A 15,639-nucleotide genomic window follows, 5' to 3' on the forward strand; every position below is an offset into this window, starting at 1 on the left:
CCACAAAGCTCAAGCGATAACGGGACCAGTGATGCCGGTCAGCTCAGCCAGTCGCGGGGATCAGCGATGGCACCGGCCAGGGCGCTTGCCGCAACCGTCAGGGGTGAAGCCAGGAAGACACGCGCCTCCTTGTGTCCCATCCGTCCGGGGAAATTGCGGTTGGTTGTGCTGATGCAGGAGAGGGGGGCGTTGAGCCGGCCGAAGGTGTCGGCAGGTCCTCCCAGGCACGCCGCGCAACTCGGATCGCCAATTTTCGCGCCGGCATTCAGGAAAATCTCCCGCAGGGTTTGGCCGTTGAGCCGCTCTCGGTCCAAACCTTGGGCCACCTCGGTCGTAGCCGGCACAACAAACGTATCAATCTTGACGCTCTTGCCTTGAAGCAGCCGGGCAGCCGCTCGGAAGTCGGTCAGCTTGCCACCCGTGCAACTGCCAATGTAGGCCCGGTCCAGCTTCGTTCCTTTGACCTGCGAAATCGGAGCCTTGTTGTCCGGGGAGTGAGGCTGAGCTACGAGAGGTTCCAATCGAGTGACATCGAAAACATACTCGGCGGCATAGCGAGCATCCGGGTCGGAATAGACCGGCGTAAAACTCTTACCGCTTTTATTGCGGCTGCGGACATAATCCAGGGTGACGGCATCCGGGGCAATGACGCCGTTTTTTCCGCCGGCCTCGATCACCATGTTACACAGGGTCATGCGCTCTTCAATGTTGAGGGCGAAGACCGCCTCACCGTCGAATTCCATCGCCTTGTAGGTTGCGCCATCACAGCCGATTTCGCCGATGACGGCGAGGATGAGGTCCTTGGCCATCAGGTAAGGGGGCAACTGTCCGTGGAAGATGAAGCGAAGTGTCGGCGGGACTTTCAGCCAAAGTTTGCCGGTACCCATGACGAAGCCCGCTTCGGTGTTGCCGATGCCCGTGGCAAACTCTCCAAATGCGCCGGCGGTACAAGTATGGCTATCCGTGCCCAGGAGCACTTCGCCGGGACGGGTGTGGCCTTCCTCCGGTAAGGCAATATGGCAGACCCCTTTGTACCGGGGCGTGCCGACATCGTAGAAGTATGGCAAGTCTTGTTCCCGTGCGAACTCCCGCAGAATATCCACATTCCGGTGGGCCATGGCATCCTGCGTGAAAATGTAATGGTCCGGTATAATGACCACTTTGTGGCGATCCCACACCTTGGCCTGCGGCCCGAAATGTTTTTTGAAGACTCCGATAGTTCCTGGCCCGCAGACATCATGGGTCATCAACACATCGACGTTCACCCAGACATTCTCGCCCGGCTGAACACCCTCTTTTCCGGCGGCACGGGCCAGAATCTTTTCTGTCATCGTCATCGCTGGCATAGACCGGACCCTTCCTTCGTGAACCGAGCTTGTCGGTGGGTTTGCGGGGTTCGTTGCCCCTTCGTGTTCTGCCGTTGTTGGCCTTTGCCGTCATTGTAGCAAGCGTTTGCCAGGGACGAGAGCAGGCTGTACTTACGCCTCGTGGTCAAGCCGCCGAAATTGGCTGCTATTTGGAACAACGTGGCGGATGGTCGCGGAGTCGCCTCAACCGGAAGAGGAGCCGGCGGAGGGGGATGGCGCTGGAGATTGTGGCGGGATGTGCTGCTGGAGAGCCTGACGGGCTAAACGTCCTAGGTAGATGGTCACTAAGACGGTTGCCGCCAAACCCAGCCCGAACAGGAACCATTCTCCGAGACTGCGTTGCTCGGTGGTGGCTCCTGCCCAGGTCCAGCGCCCCCAGTAGCCCAGATAGACGTAAAGGAAGGTTCCCGGCATCATCGCCAGGAAACTAGCGGCGGCACAAGGCCAGAAACGGATGGCCGTCAGGCCGTAGAGATAGTTCTGGAGGTTGAAAGGGATGGCCGGTGAAAGGCGGAGCAAGGCAACGAGGCGCCAGCCGCTTCGCCCCAAGGCACTATCCCAGTGCTGCCAAGCTGGCCGGTGCTTCAGGAAGCGTTCCACAGAGCCGCGCCCCAACCCACGGGCCAGGAGAAATGCGAGACTGGCCGACAGATTTGCCGCGATCGTACAGAGCACAAACCCCCACCCCAAGCCGAACCACGCTCCTCCTGCCACGGCCAGCGGCCAAGCTGGTAACAGTAACAGCACTGCCAGTATGTAGAACACCACAAAAAGCACCGCCGCGGCTGGACGATCCAGATTTTCCAACCCTCGATACGCCGCTAGCAACCAGCCGTTCTGCTCCAACCAGCGTCCTAGCAGGAGCGCCAGGAGGATTAGCAGCCCTACCAACGCGACTCGAAGATACCGCCGGAACACCGTTCTTGTGATCCTGATCTGACAATCCTAAGGGGGTGAGACTTCCCAGATGCTTCTTGCCATGGTCACGCTGGAAAGCTGCAAGGTAAAGCCTGCCCGCCTCTCAGTCGGCATCAAGCTAAGGGACCAAGAGGTAGAAGATTGGGGCCTTATCGTCTGAGGTACCTACCTCACCGGCCTATTGTAAGGATTGCAAGGAGGATTCCAGCGCGCTTGGGCGGGTTCGGTTCAAGCTTGGTGGGGTTCAGAGCGGCACGGGTTCAATTCAGGGTGGATGCCAATGGGGCCGTCTATCCCCCGTTTGCTCCCGGTTCAGCGCCGACCACCGTTCTGGAAGGGATTGGGCCGTCCACTGGTCCGCTCATTGCGCTCGTTGCCGCCGTTGCGGGAGGAGTTATTGTTGCTCGCGGAATCGTCCGGTGAGGAGCCAGGCAAGCGGACGGTCATGGCCGGTTCCTGCGGGGAAGTTGAACCGGGGCGGAAACCGCCAGTAGGAGGCCCGCCCCCTCGTCCACCGCGCCCGCCTCCGAAACTTCCGCCTCCGGCAAGCGACGGTGGTGTGCCTTCCATGATCGCCGTGATCCGGGCCTCTTCCTCTTTGAGGCGGCGATAGCGGAGCAGTTCATCGGCGGTCAACAGGCCATCCCGATTGAGGTCCATCTCCAGAAACTCTTCCATCGACTTGCCAGCTTTGATCCACTCGTGGAGGGACACTTGGCCGTCTTTGTTGGTATCATCGCTCTCGAACCAGTCCGGCAGTCCGTTGGGGAGCTTGCCGTAACGGAGGGCGACGGGTTTCGCTTCTTCCTGAGTCGCGCGGCCATCCCGATTGCGGTTGCGGGGGTCTTGGGGATTGTCGGGGTTGCCCCAGCTTGAGGAGCCACCCGCCCAAGGTGGGGGCCCGCCGCCGAAGCCGCCCCAGCCATTGCCGCCGCGATCGCCGCCGGAGTCACGCTCGCGTCCTCCGTTGCGTTCGCCCCAAGGAGGTGGTCCGCCGCCAAATCCGCTACCGCCTGGACCCGCCATTCCCATGCCTCCTCCAGCCATGCGCTGCATGTTCCGTTGGCTGAGGCTGATGAATTGCTCCTTAGTCATGATGCCGCTTTCGGGGAGCGGTTCGGTTCCGAAGCGTTCGGCCATCATCCGATTCATCCGGCGCACGGATTCGGGCAGCTTGCTCAAGTCAATCGTGTCTCCTGAGCTGCCGGTTTGCTGTTTGAGGACTTCCCAAAGCCGTTCGGGGTCCATTCCGCGCATCATGCCGCCAGGGGGTCCGCCTCCGAAGCTACCGGGAGGTCCGCCACCGAAGCCGCCAGCAGGTCCACCATTCCCCAAGCCGTTGGGTCCGCCTCCGAAGCTACCGGGAGGTCCGCCGCCAAAGCCGCCGGCCGGACCGCCAAACCCAGCGGGGGGACCGCCGCGGCCATCGGTGCCGCTCAGGGGGGCGGAGGGGCCAGCTCCTGGAGGAGTCGGAAAGCTGGTTGGGCCATTCCATGATGTGCTTGGGCCGCCGAAGGCACCCGGAGGTCCGCCTCCGAAGCTACCGGGAGGTCCGCTACCGAAGCTGCCGGGTTGGTAACCTCCACCGGAGGGGAAACCACTGCTCGAAGGAAAACCGCTGCCCCACGCGCCGCGATCACCCCCTTTGCCTTTTTTGCCTTTCCATTCCCCGGAGGGGAATCCGCTGCCCGGCTGGAACCCGTTGCCGGAGGGGAATCCGCTGCCTGGCTGGAATCCACCGCCGGAAGGAAATCCGCCGCCGGGCTGGAAACCACCGCCAGGTTGAAATCCCCCACCGCTGGGGGGAAAGGTACCTTTCTCCCAACGTCCTTTCCTGCCGCCGGGGAATTGGAATTGCGCGGCGGCCTCGGAGCTGATAAGCACCAGGCCTGTTGCCAGAGCGAAGATAGAAAACGCACTGATCCACCGCATGATGATTTCCCCAGCCGAAGGCACGGATAGCTCCCTCTTCCATAGATCATAACGGACCTGCGGCGAAGTTGTCACGCCCTTGTTGCGCAAGTCTCATGCCGTTCTCAGAAATTCGGAAATCATTTTATCAGTGATCATATTTTCATATCATGCTATTCCACTGGAGGGAGCAGTGGAACCCGCGGTGGCCGTTAGGGATGCGGTCGGGGGCAAGATGGGAGGAGGATGGGGTTCTCTAGGAGTAAATGCCCCAGTGATACTGCGAGCGTCTCCGGCAAGATCACGTCCTTTGTTACCGCGATCCGGGAGGACAGATCCAGGTGGATAGCCAGGAGCAGCCAGAAGGGCGGGAAAGATGGCCGTAGAGAGGCGGCGCACGGATCATGGACCGCTGTGGGTCAGGTCCAATTCGATTTGCTCGCCGGGGCGGAAGGGAACCTTTTGCGTGAGGGATTCACGTTGACCGTTGCGGACATATTCCACCCGGAGCAAATAGGCGTACTCTTGCCCGACCGGGAGCGGCGGAGTGCGGAAGCGGCGAACGGTTTGCGGACTGGAAGGCAGGGGTTGGTCGTTGACAAACAGTGTGGCACCCGCAGGCAGTTTGACGATCAGCGTGGCGGAGGCTGTGGTGGAATTTCGCGAGAGAGAGGTTGCCGGCTGCGAGAATGCCGCGGGCTGGCCGAAATGGGCCGTAGTACTGCTGGCAGGTGCGCCCGACGGCTGGCTGGCCGTCTTTCCCGGCTCCGGGCCGGATCGTTGCTGTTGGGAAGAGGGATCAGAGTGAGGCGAAGTGGCGGGTTGGGAATGAGCGGGCGGCTCCTTCTCTCCGCTGGTAGAAGTAGCAGTAGTCCCCTCCGAACGGGTAGGTGTGGGGCTACGAGGCTTGTCCGGTGCCGGGGGACTACCCGCTAGATGCTCGAGGGATCGAACCTCGCCCTCGGAAGCATTGCGGGCTGTCAGATCGGTGAAAGTGACTTGCACCGTCTCACCTGGGCGGACTTTGACGAGCCGGCTGATGCTGACTGTTTCCCCCTGTCGCTCATATTCCACACGGAAGCGATAAGTGTACTCGCGCTCCGGGGGAAGCGGCGGAGTGATAAAAGTACGCTCTGCACCGGTTTGCCGCAGTTGTCGATTTTCTGCAAAGAGCCGGGCATCGGCCGGCAGGCGAACGACCACTGTTCCGCGCTGGCCAGCAGAAGCCATTGCGGTGGGAACTGCCGGAAAACCAGCCGATGGGGAGATTGCGGGACCCCCGCGAGCAGAACCCGGAGGCGGAGCCGCCTCGGGCGGAGCATACGGGATCGTAGGAGGAGGAACACTCGGCAGTGGCGCGGCGCCGCCAGGCGTATCGAACTGGGGCGGTGGAGCCAACGGAATCAATCCTCCTTGGCAGGAGGTGCCGCCGTTGAACGTTGGAGTGTATTGCAAGCTCGGACTACCGTAACAAGCGAGAGCGGCGGAACCATAGCCTCCGGTAGGATAGGCTGATCCCCAGCAGCCGTAGCTGAACGAACCATAGCAACCGTAGCACGCAGCGGAGTAAGAAGCTCCCTGGCAACCGCTGCGGTCAAAGATACGACGCAGGCGTGCCAACAAGCCTTCACCCTGGCAGCCGTTGCAGCCGGCAGGGTATGAAGTTCCATAACAACCGACGCTATAGGCGGCACCGCTGCACCCCCCCGCAAAGACCCTGCCGCGACACCCTCCCTCACAGCCGTACCGTGGGGCCGCGGACATTCCCTGGCATCCTGCTGTACTCCAGCGTGCCCAAAGGTCGCGGAAAAAGCCGTGGAATCCCGGCGCCTCAGGAAGTGTTGCCCAAGCTGACATCAAAACCAGACTGTACATGGCTGCGTGCTCCAGGAAGTCTGGGTAAGTTGCAACGCCTCGCTATTGGCAAGGTAAAGGCGCCGCCAAAAGCGGTCAAAGTGGCTTGAGGAATTCTTTACAACTTGTTTCGATCGCCTTTGTGTCCTTTCCGTTTCTTAGGCGCCCTGGGTACAATCGGTAGAATCGTGACAACATCCGGGAGGGTGGTACCGCTCGGCTATTTCTGGCGGAAGGGCAGTACCGCTCTGGTATTTCTGGAGCGGTGTTGCTATGCCAGTCCCGGAGAATGTTCCGTGCTCTGGGAGAATGCTCCGCGTCTTGCTACAGTGGCCCAGTGACGAAGGGAACCAGCCATGCCCTTGCGCAATCTCTTCTGGGTTCTGGTGATTCCCGGTCTGGTGGTTCTGATGCTGGCTTTGGGAGCAACAGCACCGCCGCCGGATCGGGATTACCAGTTGATCCGCCAGATCGCCGCTGTCCTGGCCGAAGTCGACGCCCATTACGTGCGGGAGCTGTCAGACGACGAATGGCAGCAACTTGTCGAAAACATGATCAACGGCGGGTTGCACAGCCTCGATCCCAACTCCCAGTATTTCAACGCCCGCCAGTTGCAACTGTTCGAGTCTGAGAGTGAAGGAAGCTTCGGAGGGATTGGAGTTCGGTTCGTGCGGGATGAGAAGACGCAGTTGCCGCGCGTGGAGTACCCGATGCTCGGCACTCCGGCCTACGAGGCGGGATTGATGACGGGCGACCTGATTGTGGCGGTGGATGGGGAACCTACCGAGGGCTGGAGCAGCGAGCAGACGCAGAAGCGAATCATGGGAGAACCGGGCACTTCAGTTAGCTTGACCATTCGCCGGCCAGGGCGACAACCGCCGGAGTTCACTGTGACTTTGATCCGCCGGCGGGTAGAGCTGCATACGGTTGCGGGAGTGGCGCGCCGCCCGGAAGACCCCTTGAAATGGGAATGGTTCGTGGATGCCCCCCACAAAATTGCTTTGATCCGGGTGCAGCAGTTCAACGTCCGCACTGGCTCTGAGGTGCGGGCTGCCGTTGAAGAGATCGAAGCCGCGGGTGCGCGCGGGCTAATCCTGGACCTGCGCGACAATCCCGGCGGACTGCTCACCCAAGCCATTGAAGTCGCGGACCTGTTCCTCGAAGAAGGCGTGATCGTCACGACTCGTGATCGCCAGGGAGGAGAAAAGGTTTTCAAAGCCCGCAAGTCTGGCACCCTGTTTCTCCCTGCGGATCAGAAGCCGATCGTGGTCCTGATCAATAATCGTTCCGCCAGCGCCAGTGAAATCGTGGCCGCCGCCTTGCAGGACCATCATCGCGCTGCCATCTGTGGTGAACGGAGTTTCGGCAAAGGAAGTGTTCAAAGCGTTTTCCGTTTGCCTCCGGATCAGAAAACGGCTGTCAAACTGACCACGCAAACCTACTGGCGGCCCAGCGGCAAAAATATCGATCGTCCCTCGGCGCCTCGCGAGCGGCCCGATGAATGGGGCGTCCATCCTGACAAAGACCTGGAGGTGGCCACAACCACCGAGGAAAAAATCCGCTACGAATACGAAATGGAAAAACTCCGCTTTGTGCCTGGTCGGCCCGACGTCGTCGGTCCGCAGCCGCCGCCGTTTCCCGTTCCTGTGCCCCAGAAAAACGGCAAGCCGCTCTGGGATGAAAGCCAACCGTTCCAGGATCGCCCCCTGCTGCGCGCCTTGGAATATCTCCGCGCCCAGCTCCGCCGCTAAGACAATGCAGCGGACAGCTTCCAACATTCTCCGCCCAGACCCGCCGGGACCTGAACGAGCGGCACAGGAGGAGTGGAGCGGGTGCCGTTTGCACGTCGCGCTGTTTGCGGCATCGAGCGGATTCTCGCTAGGATGCGACGCCGGGGGTAGATCGGCAGAAAGAGGAGATGTGGCGGAAACCGGCAGTCGAGTCGAGAAGTTATCGCCGGTGTGCTCCCCGGTCTGGCCGGACGTGCGAAACTGGCCGCTTGCCTGCCATGCCGCGGGGTTGTAAAGTCTGCGATAGCTACAGGGTGTCCAGCTTAGCTGGACCAGGGTTGGGCCTGCGTGGGATCAACCGCGTCGTTCGGGGTGAGGCGCGGGCGGCTGCGAACCAGAACCCACTCTTGGAATCATTCCGTGACTTTCCCGGAGAATAAGCCATGGGTTTCCGCCAGACACCGCAACACAAGAACGGGAAGGGGAGCTATCACCAGATCGGCCTGGTCCGGGGTCAGTTCGGAAACATTCCGGAGCCGGAGTGGTTGAAGTTTATTGCGGAGACCGGCTTCGACGGTTGGGAAGAGGCGTCCTGGGAATTGGATTTGCGCCGCTGTGATACCGACGAGGGAGCGAAGGCGTATGCCGAGGAGCGGGTGGCTTTGGCCCGGCAGTATGGCTTGGAAATTTTTACTGTAGCGGTGCATCTGCAAGGCCAGGCGTTGGGGGATGAACCGAGCGTCAAAACGCTCAACTTCTGTTCCAGCAAGGGTCAGGCACGGGCGGCCTACCGGGCCTGGCGGCAGGCGGGAAATCAGCCCCCGCGTACCGATCCCTATTACGTGCCGCCGGAAGTGGGCAAGCTGATCCACGAGGAAGCCCAACGGGACTTGCTGGCCTGCGTGCGCTATGCCGGCCACCTCTCCCGCCTGCAAAATCGTAAGGTGGCCTTGCCGGGCTTTGTCGGTAGCCCCGCCCATTGTTGGAGCCATTGGTTCCTGTTCCCGCCTTTACCCACGGAGATGGAAGGGTACAAGATACCGGATGTCCGTCAGGTGTCTCTGGAATTGCTGGTGGAACGCTTCGGGCCGGTCTGGGATCTGTGCAAGCAGTACGGGGTGACCTTTGATTTGGAATGCCATCCCAGCGAGCGCGCCATGGGGGACCTGGAAAGCGCCAGTGATTACATCAACTACATGTGCAAGGCGGGGTATGAAGGCGTCGTCGGCTTCAACCTCGACGGCTCGCATATGGAATGGCAGAACGTGTCAGTAATTCAATTCATCCGGGAGTTTGCAGACTTCATCCATTGTGCCCATATCAAGGGAGTGTGGGTGGCGCGGGAGCATTGCCGGGCGGGGCTGTTGGGCGGCCATCGCCCGATGGGTCACTGGGCCAACGGCTGGAACTTTGTGACGGCAGGCAGTGCCCGCGATGCCAACAGCGTTGAGGAGATTTTCATCGAATTGAACCGTGTGGGCTACGATGGCGCAGTTTCGATCGAATGGGAAGACAACGATGCCCATCAGCTTGCGGGAGCCAAGGCAGCGCTAGCCAATTGCCGGCGGGCCGATCTTCCGCCTTCGGGCATGCGGCATGACGAAATGCTCAAAGGCTGATCCTGGCTCTTCTCTGTCGCAGCCGGTCTTCCGTTTCCCTCCTGCTGGCGGTGATCCCTATGTTCCCGACTCCGGCCCAGTTGGATGCCTTGACCTGGTCGCTCGGCAGCAGCTTGCTGCAGTTTGTGCCGGAGTTGGTGCTCTGCGCGGGGATCATCACACTCCTCTTTTTACGCCTTCTGCCGGGGGGAGAACGTCATACCAGTGCCACGACCGCCGCGGCTTTCGTGGTCGTGGCCTTGCTGCTGGCGGCATATCAGGTCAGCGAAGAAGCTTATGCAGGAAGCATATTCCAGGGGATGCTGCTGGCTGACCCCTTGGGCGGCGTCATGAGGCTGGTCCTACTGGGCGGCAGCCTGCTGGTGATCCTGCTCACCCGTTGGTCGAACTTAAGCGAACCGTGGGATGCTGTGGACCTGCAGGTGCTCTTGTTCGGCAGCACCCTGGGCTTGATGCTCATGGTCCAGGCCCATCATCTGCTGATGTTATTCATCGCGGTGGAGATGGCAGGGGTGCCTTCGTATGCCTTAGCGGGCTTTCCGAAGCTGTGGCGCCGGGGCAGTGAAGCAGCGCTCAAATTCGCCATCTTCGGAGCGGCGGCCAGCGGCCTGATGCTTTACGGAATCACCTTGCTGTGCGGTGTGTTCGGTACCGGCTATTTGCCCAACATTCTGGATGGGATCACGCGTCGCGGGATCGACTTGCCGGTTGCGGCGGGGGCGGCGCTGCTCTTCATCGGTTTGGGCTTTAAGCTGTCGGTGGTGCCGTTCCACTTCTGGTGTCCGGACGTGTTTGAGGGGGCAGCCGCCGAGGTGGCCGCCTTTCTGGGAACAGTGTCCAAGGCTGCCACAGCGACGGTGCTGCTCCGCCTGGTTCACTCTCTTCAGCAGTTACAACCGGATGCCAGCCAGCTTCCCATGACGGTGGGATTGCCTCTGGGAGTCGTCGCCGCCTTGAGCATGACCGTGGGCAACCTCGCCGCCTTCGGGCAGACCCATCTCCAGCGGCTGCTCGCCTACTCCACGATTGCCCATGCCGGCTACATTCTGCTGGGCATCGCTGTCATGACCCCAGTAGCGTTGCAAGCGGTGTTGTATTACCTGATGGCATATGTGCTGATGAATCTCGGCGCTTTCGCCAGTGTGGCCTGGGTCCGGCAAGCCACGGGCCGATTGGATTTGGAAGGAATCCGCGGCTTGGTCTTCCGCCATCCTCTGCCGGCTGTAGCGCTGGCGATTTTTGCCGCCTCGCTGTTGGGCTTGCCGCCGCTGGTGGGTTTCGCCGCAAAGTTCCAGCTCTTCTTGGCAGTTTACGAAGCGGGGCAGTCCGCCCCGGCCACCGCACCGTTCCTAGCAACTGGTTGGTATGTCCTCCTGGCTCTCGCCTTGGCCAACACCGTCTGTAGCGCCTATTACTACCTCCGCATTATCCGTTGGATGACTTTCGACGAACCGCTGCCTGTCCGAGGGGAAGCCAGTTCGGTTCAGCAGACACCCTCCTTCGCCGGAACCGTCTATCTGCTTTTGCTCGGTGCAGCGGTTTTCCTGCTGGGGGTTTACTGGTCTCCGCTGATCCGCTTGTGTCAGATAGCAGCCCAGATGTTTGTTTGACAAGGGGGTCTCTGGCTGGCCAAAAGGAAATGATGCCTCTGGCTAGCCGAATGATCGGGCCGTGAAGGATCATGTTTTTTGACACCCATACCCACCTGTTCGATGAGCGGTTTCAGCCGGATTTACCTACCGTTTTGGAACGGGCCAGCACCGCGGGGGTTAGCCGCATTCTCTGCCTGGGGATCGACCGGGAGAGCAATCATACGGCGGTCCAACTCGCCCAGAAATATCCGCAGGTTTGGGCTGCAGTAGGGCTGCATCCGAATTATTTGCAGGCGGTCCAGCCAGGAGATTGGGATGACGTCGTCCGGTTGGCCGAGCGGGAACCGCGCGTTGTGGCCATCGGGGAAACCGGGCTGGATCGTTACTGGAAGGATACTCCGCTTCCCGTTCAAGAAACTTACTTTCAATATCACCTGGATTTGGCCCGTCGCTTGGGTAAGCCTGTGGTGATCCATTGCCGGGAAGCTCAGGAACAGGTCGTGCGTCTCCTCCGTCAAGAGTATGACCGGCATGGTCCGATCCGCGGGATTATGCATGCCTTTAGTGGCGATCGCATCACCGCTCAAAACTGCTGGGAGATGGGACTGCATATCTCCTTCGCGGGGATGGTGACCTACCCGAAGGCGGACTCCTTGCGGCAGGTTGTACCAGAAGTACCGCTGGAGCGGTTGCTTTTGGAAACCGACTCCCCCTATTTGCCTCCCCAACCGGTGCGGGGGCGCCGGAATGAACCCGCCTTTCTGGTTCACACGGCCCAACAGATCGCCAGCCTGAGGGGACTGACCTGCGAACAACTCGCGGAGGTCACCACAGCCAATGCCCGTGCCCTCTTCGGCATCTGATGAGCAGGAGCGGCGTTTGACTGGGACCAGGGGAAGATGCGGCTGTGGCGCCGGAAACAAAGCAAAGGGATGGATCGACCTTCCCCAGACATTAGAGAGGTTAGACCCTCGCTCGTACCACTCAAGTTTCTCTGGGGGGGAAGTATCTGGCAAGGATGGACCGTCATTCATCGACGACATCTTCCAGGCGGGAGATGGCCACAACCTCACTGCGGCGGATCAACACGCGCTTGCGGTTGCGCTTGATCCCTGTGGCGACCGACTCCGCGATGTAATTTTCACGGGTGGTGTCCGTGTCCCGCAGATCGTGCAAGTCGGCATTTCGGACCTCGATGTAATACTCGTCGTAACGGACCAGGCGCCCGAGGCAGACGTAGGGACTGACCAGGTCGATCACGACTTTGGCATCGAGGAGTTCGTCGAGCATGGAAGCCATCGGAGGAACCGAGGGCGATTGGGGCCGAGGAATATCCGCGTTCATGGTGGTCCTTCGCGCCAACGCCAGGGAACGAAAAAGCTCAAAAGGCTGTATCGGCCAACGAACATTGGTTTACAATTATTATGGTAATGAGGGGGGTGTGGAAGGGGGCAGGAATCCTCAGCGAACCCAATGCGAGACGACCCGTGGCGCTGCAACTGAACCTCAAGCCGTCCGAAGTGATGGTTACCAATGCACGGGAGTGGTCGGCTTGTCGGGAGCATTTGGCTCAAGCCAGTGTCGTGGGTCTGGATACCGAGTTTGTTGGGGAAGGCCGGCATCGGCCGGAATTGTGTCTGGTTCAGATCGCCACGCCGGAAACCCTCTATGTAATCGACCCATACGCTGTGGGGCGGCTGGAGGGTCTGTGGGAGCTATTGCAGGACCCACGCCGTTTGGTGGTGGTTCACGCCGGCAAAGAAGACATACGCATCTGCCAGCATCATGCTCAGCAACCGCCGGCCCGTATTTTCGACATTCAGCTCGCTGCTGGCCTATCAGGTCTGGATTATCCTTTGGGCTATGGCAAGCTGGTCGAAGAACTCTTTGGGGTCGCGATGAATAAGGAGCTGACGCTGAGCAATTGGCGCCAGCGCCCGCTCACCCAGTCCCAATTGCGTTATGCCTTCGATGACGTGCGGTATTTGTTGCCGGCGTATGTTCTGTTGCAGGGACGGCTTCAGCAGCAGCAGCGGGAAAGCTGGGCGGAGGAGGAGTTTGCCGCGTTGGTTCAGCGCGCCTTGGCCGAGGATCAGGGAGCGGAGAACTGGCGGCGGGTCAAAGGGCTGGGCCGCTTGGATCGGCAGGGCTTGGCCATCGTGAAAGAGCTGTACCAGTGGCGGGAGGAGTGGAGCCAGCGATGGAATCGTCCCTCCCGGCACGTGTTATCGGATCATTTGCTCGTGCGGATCGCTCGGCTCAAACCCCGCTGCCGCAAGGAACTCGCTTCGTTGCGAGGCGTGCCGCAGAATGCCGTGGCGGAGATTCTGGAAGTGATTCAGCAGGCTTTGGCTCTGCCACCGGCGGCTTGTCCTGCACCCACGCCGCGCATCCATGAAACCGCCGAAGTGGTTGCCGTCAGTCAGCTTTTGCAGATTGTCCTGCATGAATGGTGCTCCCGCCACCAGGTGGCCAGCAATCTGGCAGCCACGCCTGCGGACCTGAAAGCCTTCGCTTACTATCAACTGGCGCGGCGGCCAGCTCCAGAAATGCCTTTATTCCGCGGTTGGCGTGCCCAAGCCCTTCTGCCCGAACTCCAGGCCGTGCTGGAAGGGCGGCGCTGGGTGGCGGTCAATCCGCATCGCTCCCACGGCTTTCCCTTGCGAATCATCGCTTGGGACGATCCCACTGGTCTCCCCTTTCCTCACCCTGCCCCTACTCCCCAGCATTCACTCGCGCCTCTAGCGGATGCTGATGGTCCAGGGTTTCCCTCTTCGGACGCGGCGGCAGATACGACACCCATCCCGGTCCATCGTTGTTCGACATCGCCGGATGCTTCTACGCCAGAGGACGATATCCGACTCCCCCTGACGTCGGTGCCGGGGGATGGGGTATCTTCCTCTCTTCCCGTTGGTTCTGTAGCATCCTCTGAGGAAGTTACCGTTTCTCCATCATCACGTAGAACACCGAGCTGAGCCAGGACGCGGGAGAGACGAGTTTTGTTCCGGTGTAGCTACATACTACGGACTCCCCGAAACAAAGGAGGGAATGCTAGCCCGGATGGCTCTAAGAGAGTCTGCATTGCCATAAGTCCGCCGCTTGCTGTTCCGCGGAGTCGCATATGAGTCAGTTGCTCAAATGTCCCAATCCGAGTTGCTCGTATGTCTTTGATGCCACTGGCTTGCCAGCCGGGATGGTACTGGTTTGTCCGCGATGTACTATGCGTTTTGCCCTGGGGCCTTTGCCGTCGACCGCTCCGCAGACGGGAGTCAATCCTGCGGTACCTGGCGGCGGTCCTTCGTCGGCGAATTTTCCCGCCCCTGCTCCAGGGGGATCGCCTGTTATCGCTCCGCCACCAGCGGCCGTTTCTTCGGGGCCGGTGCCTGCAAATGTGATCGTTTCGCCTCTTGATGCGGCAAACACACCCCGCCGTTCCGTGGATTGGCTGAAAACATCCCTTCTAACTCTGCTGGTGTTGGGGGCCATCGGCCTGGCAGGTTACGCCGTTTATTACAATCTCAATTTGAATCAGACGCGCCGGACGGACAGCGCCTTGCATTACCGCGATTTCAATCTCGCTCTGACACCCCTGGGCGAGCCTTGGGTACCGGCCGACGATCTGCGTGCTCAGTTGGGATCGCCCGTGTTTGCGGCGTATCAACGGGAGGAACCCGCAGCGGTTGTCCTCCTGGCAGCCCGCAACTTCGACAAGCGCAATCCGCGTTTCGATGAGCTGGAGGAGATTTTGCGGCGCTTGCTCCGTCGAATTGTGGAAGCCGACACACTCACGCTGATGCCTCCGGAAGAACAGGATCAGAAGTGGATGGGTTTGGATCTGAAAGGCTATCGTTTCCGTGCCCAAGCACGGGATGATCAGTCGGTCATCAGCGGTCAAGCCTATTATGCAGCACACCAAGGAGTCGCATACTGGTTCATCGGCTGGACCAGCGAGGCCGCTTACGAACAAGTGAAGCCGGAATTTGCTCACTGGCGATCCCGGTGCCGCTCCCTCGGACTGCGGGACAACTGGCAACCCACCTTACCCTCTGCTGTGCCTTACAAAAATCTCGAAGTGGGCTACAGTTTCTCCGACCTGGCTCAGATGTGGAAGGAAGAAACCGATGAGGAAACGATCAAAGCCCGCGATCCCCAAGCGGACAAATATCTGAGCCTCAAGCTGCATGCTCCTGGCCAGCGCCGCGATCTGCCCAAGGAGGCGTTCCTCCTGGTTTATGTATTGCCGGGAGGCGGAGAACCGCTTCAGGTGGCCCGCGAGTACGTCGAAGACAGCCGGAGGCAGGAGCTACGCGCCGCCAATCCGGACTTGAAGGTGGAGTTTCAGGAACGGACCGAACCACCCGAAGGCGAACCCCCCGTTGGCGGCATTGAGACTGCTGCTCCCATCCTGCGATTACGCAGCACGGTGAAGAATGCTCTCGATCAGAACCGTTTACATGTACTTTCCGCAGTGCGAGTGGCGGATGGCCGGGTCGTGGCGATGCACGTCTGGTGCAACTGGAATGACCGTCTCGCCTTGGAACAGATGATGATCCAGATCGCCAGTACCCTCCGGGCCGAAGGCGGCGGCCAATAGAGACGCCCATCTTCGGAACGTGGAGGGCAAAGGCCAACAGAGCGAGCAAGTTCC

11 protein-coding genes are annotated in these 15,639 nt (G+C 60.4%); 6 read left to right on the plus strand and 5 right to left on the minus strand.

The window, feature by feature from the left end; genetic code table 11:
- Nucleotides 1–38: 38 nt before the first annotated feature.
- The 4 genes from H0921_RS16595 to H0921_RS16610 all read right to left on the minus strand — a co-directional run bounded on the left by H0921_RS16595 (nucleotide 39) and on the right by H0921_RS16610 (nucleotide 6,071).
- The gene (locus tag H0921_RS16595; RefSeq protein ID WP_194539647.1) at nucleotides 39–1,346 is read right to left on the minus strand and encodes a 3-isopropylmalate dehydratase large subunit; all 1,308 of its coding nucleotides are present in this window, start codon (nucleotides 1,344–1,346) and stop codon (nucleotides 39–41) included.
- Nucleotides 1,347–1,550: 204 nt separating this feature from the next.
- Nucleotides 1,551–2,285, minus strand: a complete 735-nt coding sequence (locus H0921_RS16600; RefSeq protein WP_194539648.1) for a TVP38/TMEM64 family protein — start codon at nucleotides 2,283–2,285, stop codon at nucleotides 1,551–1,553.
- Nucleotides 2,286–2,597: 312 nt separating this feature from the next.
- The gene (locus H0921_RS18260) at nucleotides 2,598–4,217 is read right to left on the minus strand and encodes an EF-hand domain-containing protein (RefSeq protein ID WP_194539649.1); all 1,620 of its coding nucleotides are present in this window, start codon (nucleotides 4,215–4,217) and stop codon (nucleotides 2,598–2,600) included.
- 381 nt (nucleotides 4,218–4,598) lie between these two features.
- Entirely contained in the window at nucleotides 4,599–6,071 is a 1,473-nt protein-coding gene (locus H0921_RS16610; protein ID WP_194539650.1) for a TIGR03000 domain-containing protein, read from the minus strand.
- 335 nt (nucleotides 6,072–6,406) lie between these two features.
- Here H0921_RS16610 and H0921_RS16615 point away from each other — a divergent pair, with 335 nt between their 5' ends.
- The 4 genes from H0921_RS16615 (at nucleotide 6,407) to H0921_RS16630 (ending at nucleotide 11,854) form a co-directional block, all read left to right on the plus strand.
- Entirely contained in the window at nucleotides 6,407–7,801 is a 1,395-nt protein-coding gene (locus H0921_RS16615; RefSeq protein WP_194539651.1) for a S41 family peptidase, read from the plus strand.
- 422 nt (nucleotides 7,802–8,223) lie between these two features.
- The gene (locus H0921_RS16620; protein ID WP_194539652.1) at nucleotides 8,224–9,399 is read left to right on the plus strand and encodes a sugar phosphate isomerase/epimerase family protein; all 1,176 of its coding nucleotides are present in this window, start codon (nucleotides 8,224–8,226) and stop codon (nucleotides 9,397–9,399) included.
- A gap of 59 nt (nucleotides 9,400–9,458) precedes the next feature.
- The gene (locus H0921_RS16625; protein ID WP_194539653.1) at nucleotides 9,459–11,009 is read left to right on the plus strand and encodes an NADH-quinone oxidoreductase subunit N; all 1,551 of its coding nucleotides are present in this window, start codon (nucleotides 9,459–9,461) and stop codon (nucleotides 11,007–11,009) included.
- A gap of 71 nt (nucleotides 11,010–11,080) precedes the next feature.
- The gene (locus H0921_RS16630) at nucleotides 11,081–11,854 is read left to right on the plus strand and encodes a TatD family hydrolase (protein WP_194539654.1); all 774 of its coding nucleotides are present in this window, start codon (nucleotides 11,081–11,083) and stop codon (nucleotides 11,852–11,854) included.
- Nucleotides 11,855–12,017: 163 nt separating this feature from the next.
- Here the strand turns inward: H0921_RS16630 and H0921_RS16635 are convergent, their stop codons facing one another.
- Nucleotides 12,018–12,335 (minus strand): hypothetical protein, encoded by a 318-nt coding sequence (locus H0921_RS16635; protein WP_228499995.1) that lies wholly within the window; start codon nucleotides 12,333–12,335, stop codon nucleotides 12,018–12,020.
- Between the two features lie 143 nt (nucleotides 12,336–12,478).
- Here H0921_RS16635 and H0921_RS16640 point away from each other — a divergent pair, with 143 nt between their 5' ends.
- Together H0921_RS16640 and H0921_RS16645 are read left to right on the plus strand one after the other, a co-directional pair.
- A complete protein-coding gene (locus H0921_RS16640; RefSeq protein ID WP_194539655.1) occupies nucleotides 12,479–13,966 on the plus strand; it encodes a ribonuclease D in 1,488 nt (495 codons plus the stop codon).
- A gap of 146 nt (nucleotides 13,967–14,112) precedes the next feature.
- On the plus strand, nucleotides 14,113–15,585 hold the full coding sequence (locus H0921_RS16645; protein WP_194539656.1) for a BRcat domain-containing protein: 1,473 nt from the start codon (nucleotides 14,113–14,115) through the stop codon (nucleotides 15,583–15,585).
- Nucleotides 15,586–15,639: the final 54 nt, after the last annotated feature.

The organism is Thermogemmata fonticola, assembly GCF_013694095.1.
Lineage (GTDB): Bacteria > Planctomycetota > Planctomycetia > Gemmatales > Gemmataceae > Thermogemmata > Thermogemmata fonticola.

What these genes read in the sequence shown, in the direction of transcription:
- H0921_RS16595 (WP_194539647.1), bottom strand. Translation starts at nt 1,346, where the DNA reads ATGCCAGCGATGACGATGACAGAAAAGATTCTGGCCCGTGCCGCCGGA.
- H0921_RS18260 (WP_194539649.1), bottom strand. Translation starts at nt 4,217, where the DNA reads ATGCGGTGGATCAGTGCGTTTTCTATCTTCGCTCTGGCAACAGGCCTG.
- H0921_RS16610 (WP_194539650.1), bottom strand. Translation starts at nt 6,071, where the DNA reads ATGTACAGTCTGGTTTTGATGTCAGCTTGGGCAACACTTCCTGAGGCG.
- H0921_RS16615 (WP_194539651.1), top strand. Translation starts at nt 6,407, where the DNA reads ATGCCCTTGCGCAATCTCTTCTGGGTTCTGGTGATTCCCGGTCTGGTG.
- H0921_RS16620 (WP_194539652.1), top strand. Translation starts at nt 8,224, where the DNA reads ATGGGTTTCCGCCAGACACCGCAACACAAGAACGGGAAGGGGAGCTAT.
- H0921_RS16625 (WP_194539653.1), top strand. Translation starts at nt 9,459, where the DNA reads ATGTTCCCGACTCCGGCCCAGTTGGATGCCTTGACCTGGTCGCTCGGC.
- H0921_RS16630 (WP_194539654.1), top strand. Translation starts at nt 11,081, where the DNA reads ATGTTTTTTGACACCCATACCCACCTGTTCGATGAGCGGTTTCAGCCG.
- H0921_RS16635 (WP_228499995.1), bottom strand. Translation starts at nt 12,335, where the DNA reads ATGAACGCGGATATTCCTCGGCCCCAATCGCCCTCGGTTCCTCCGATG.
- H0921_RS16645 (WP_194539656.1), top strand. Translation starts at nt 14,113, where the DNA reads ATGAGTCAGTTGCTCAAATGTCCCAATCCGAGTTGCTCGTATGTCTTT.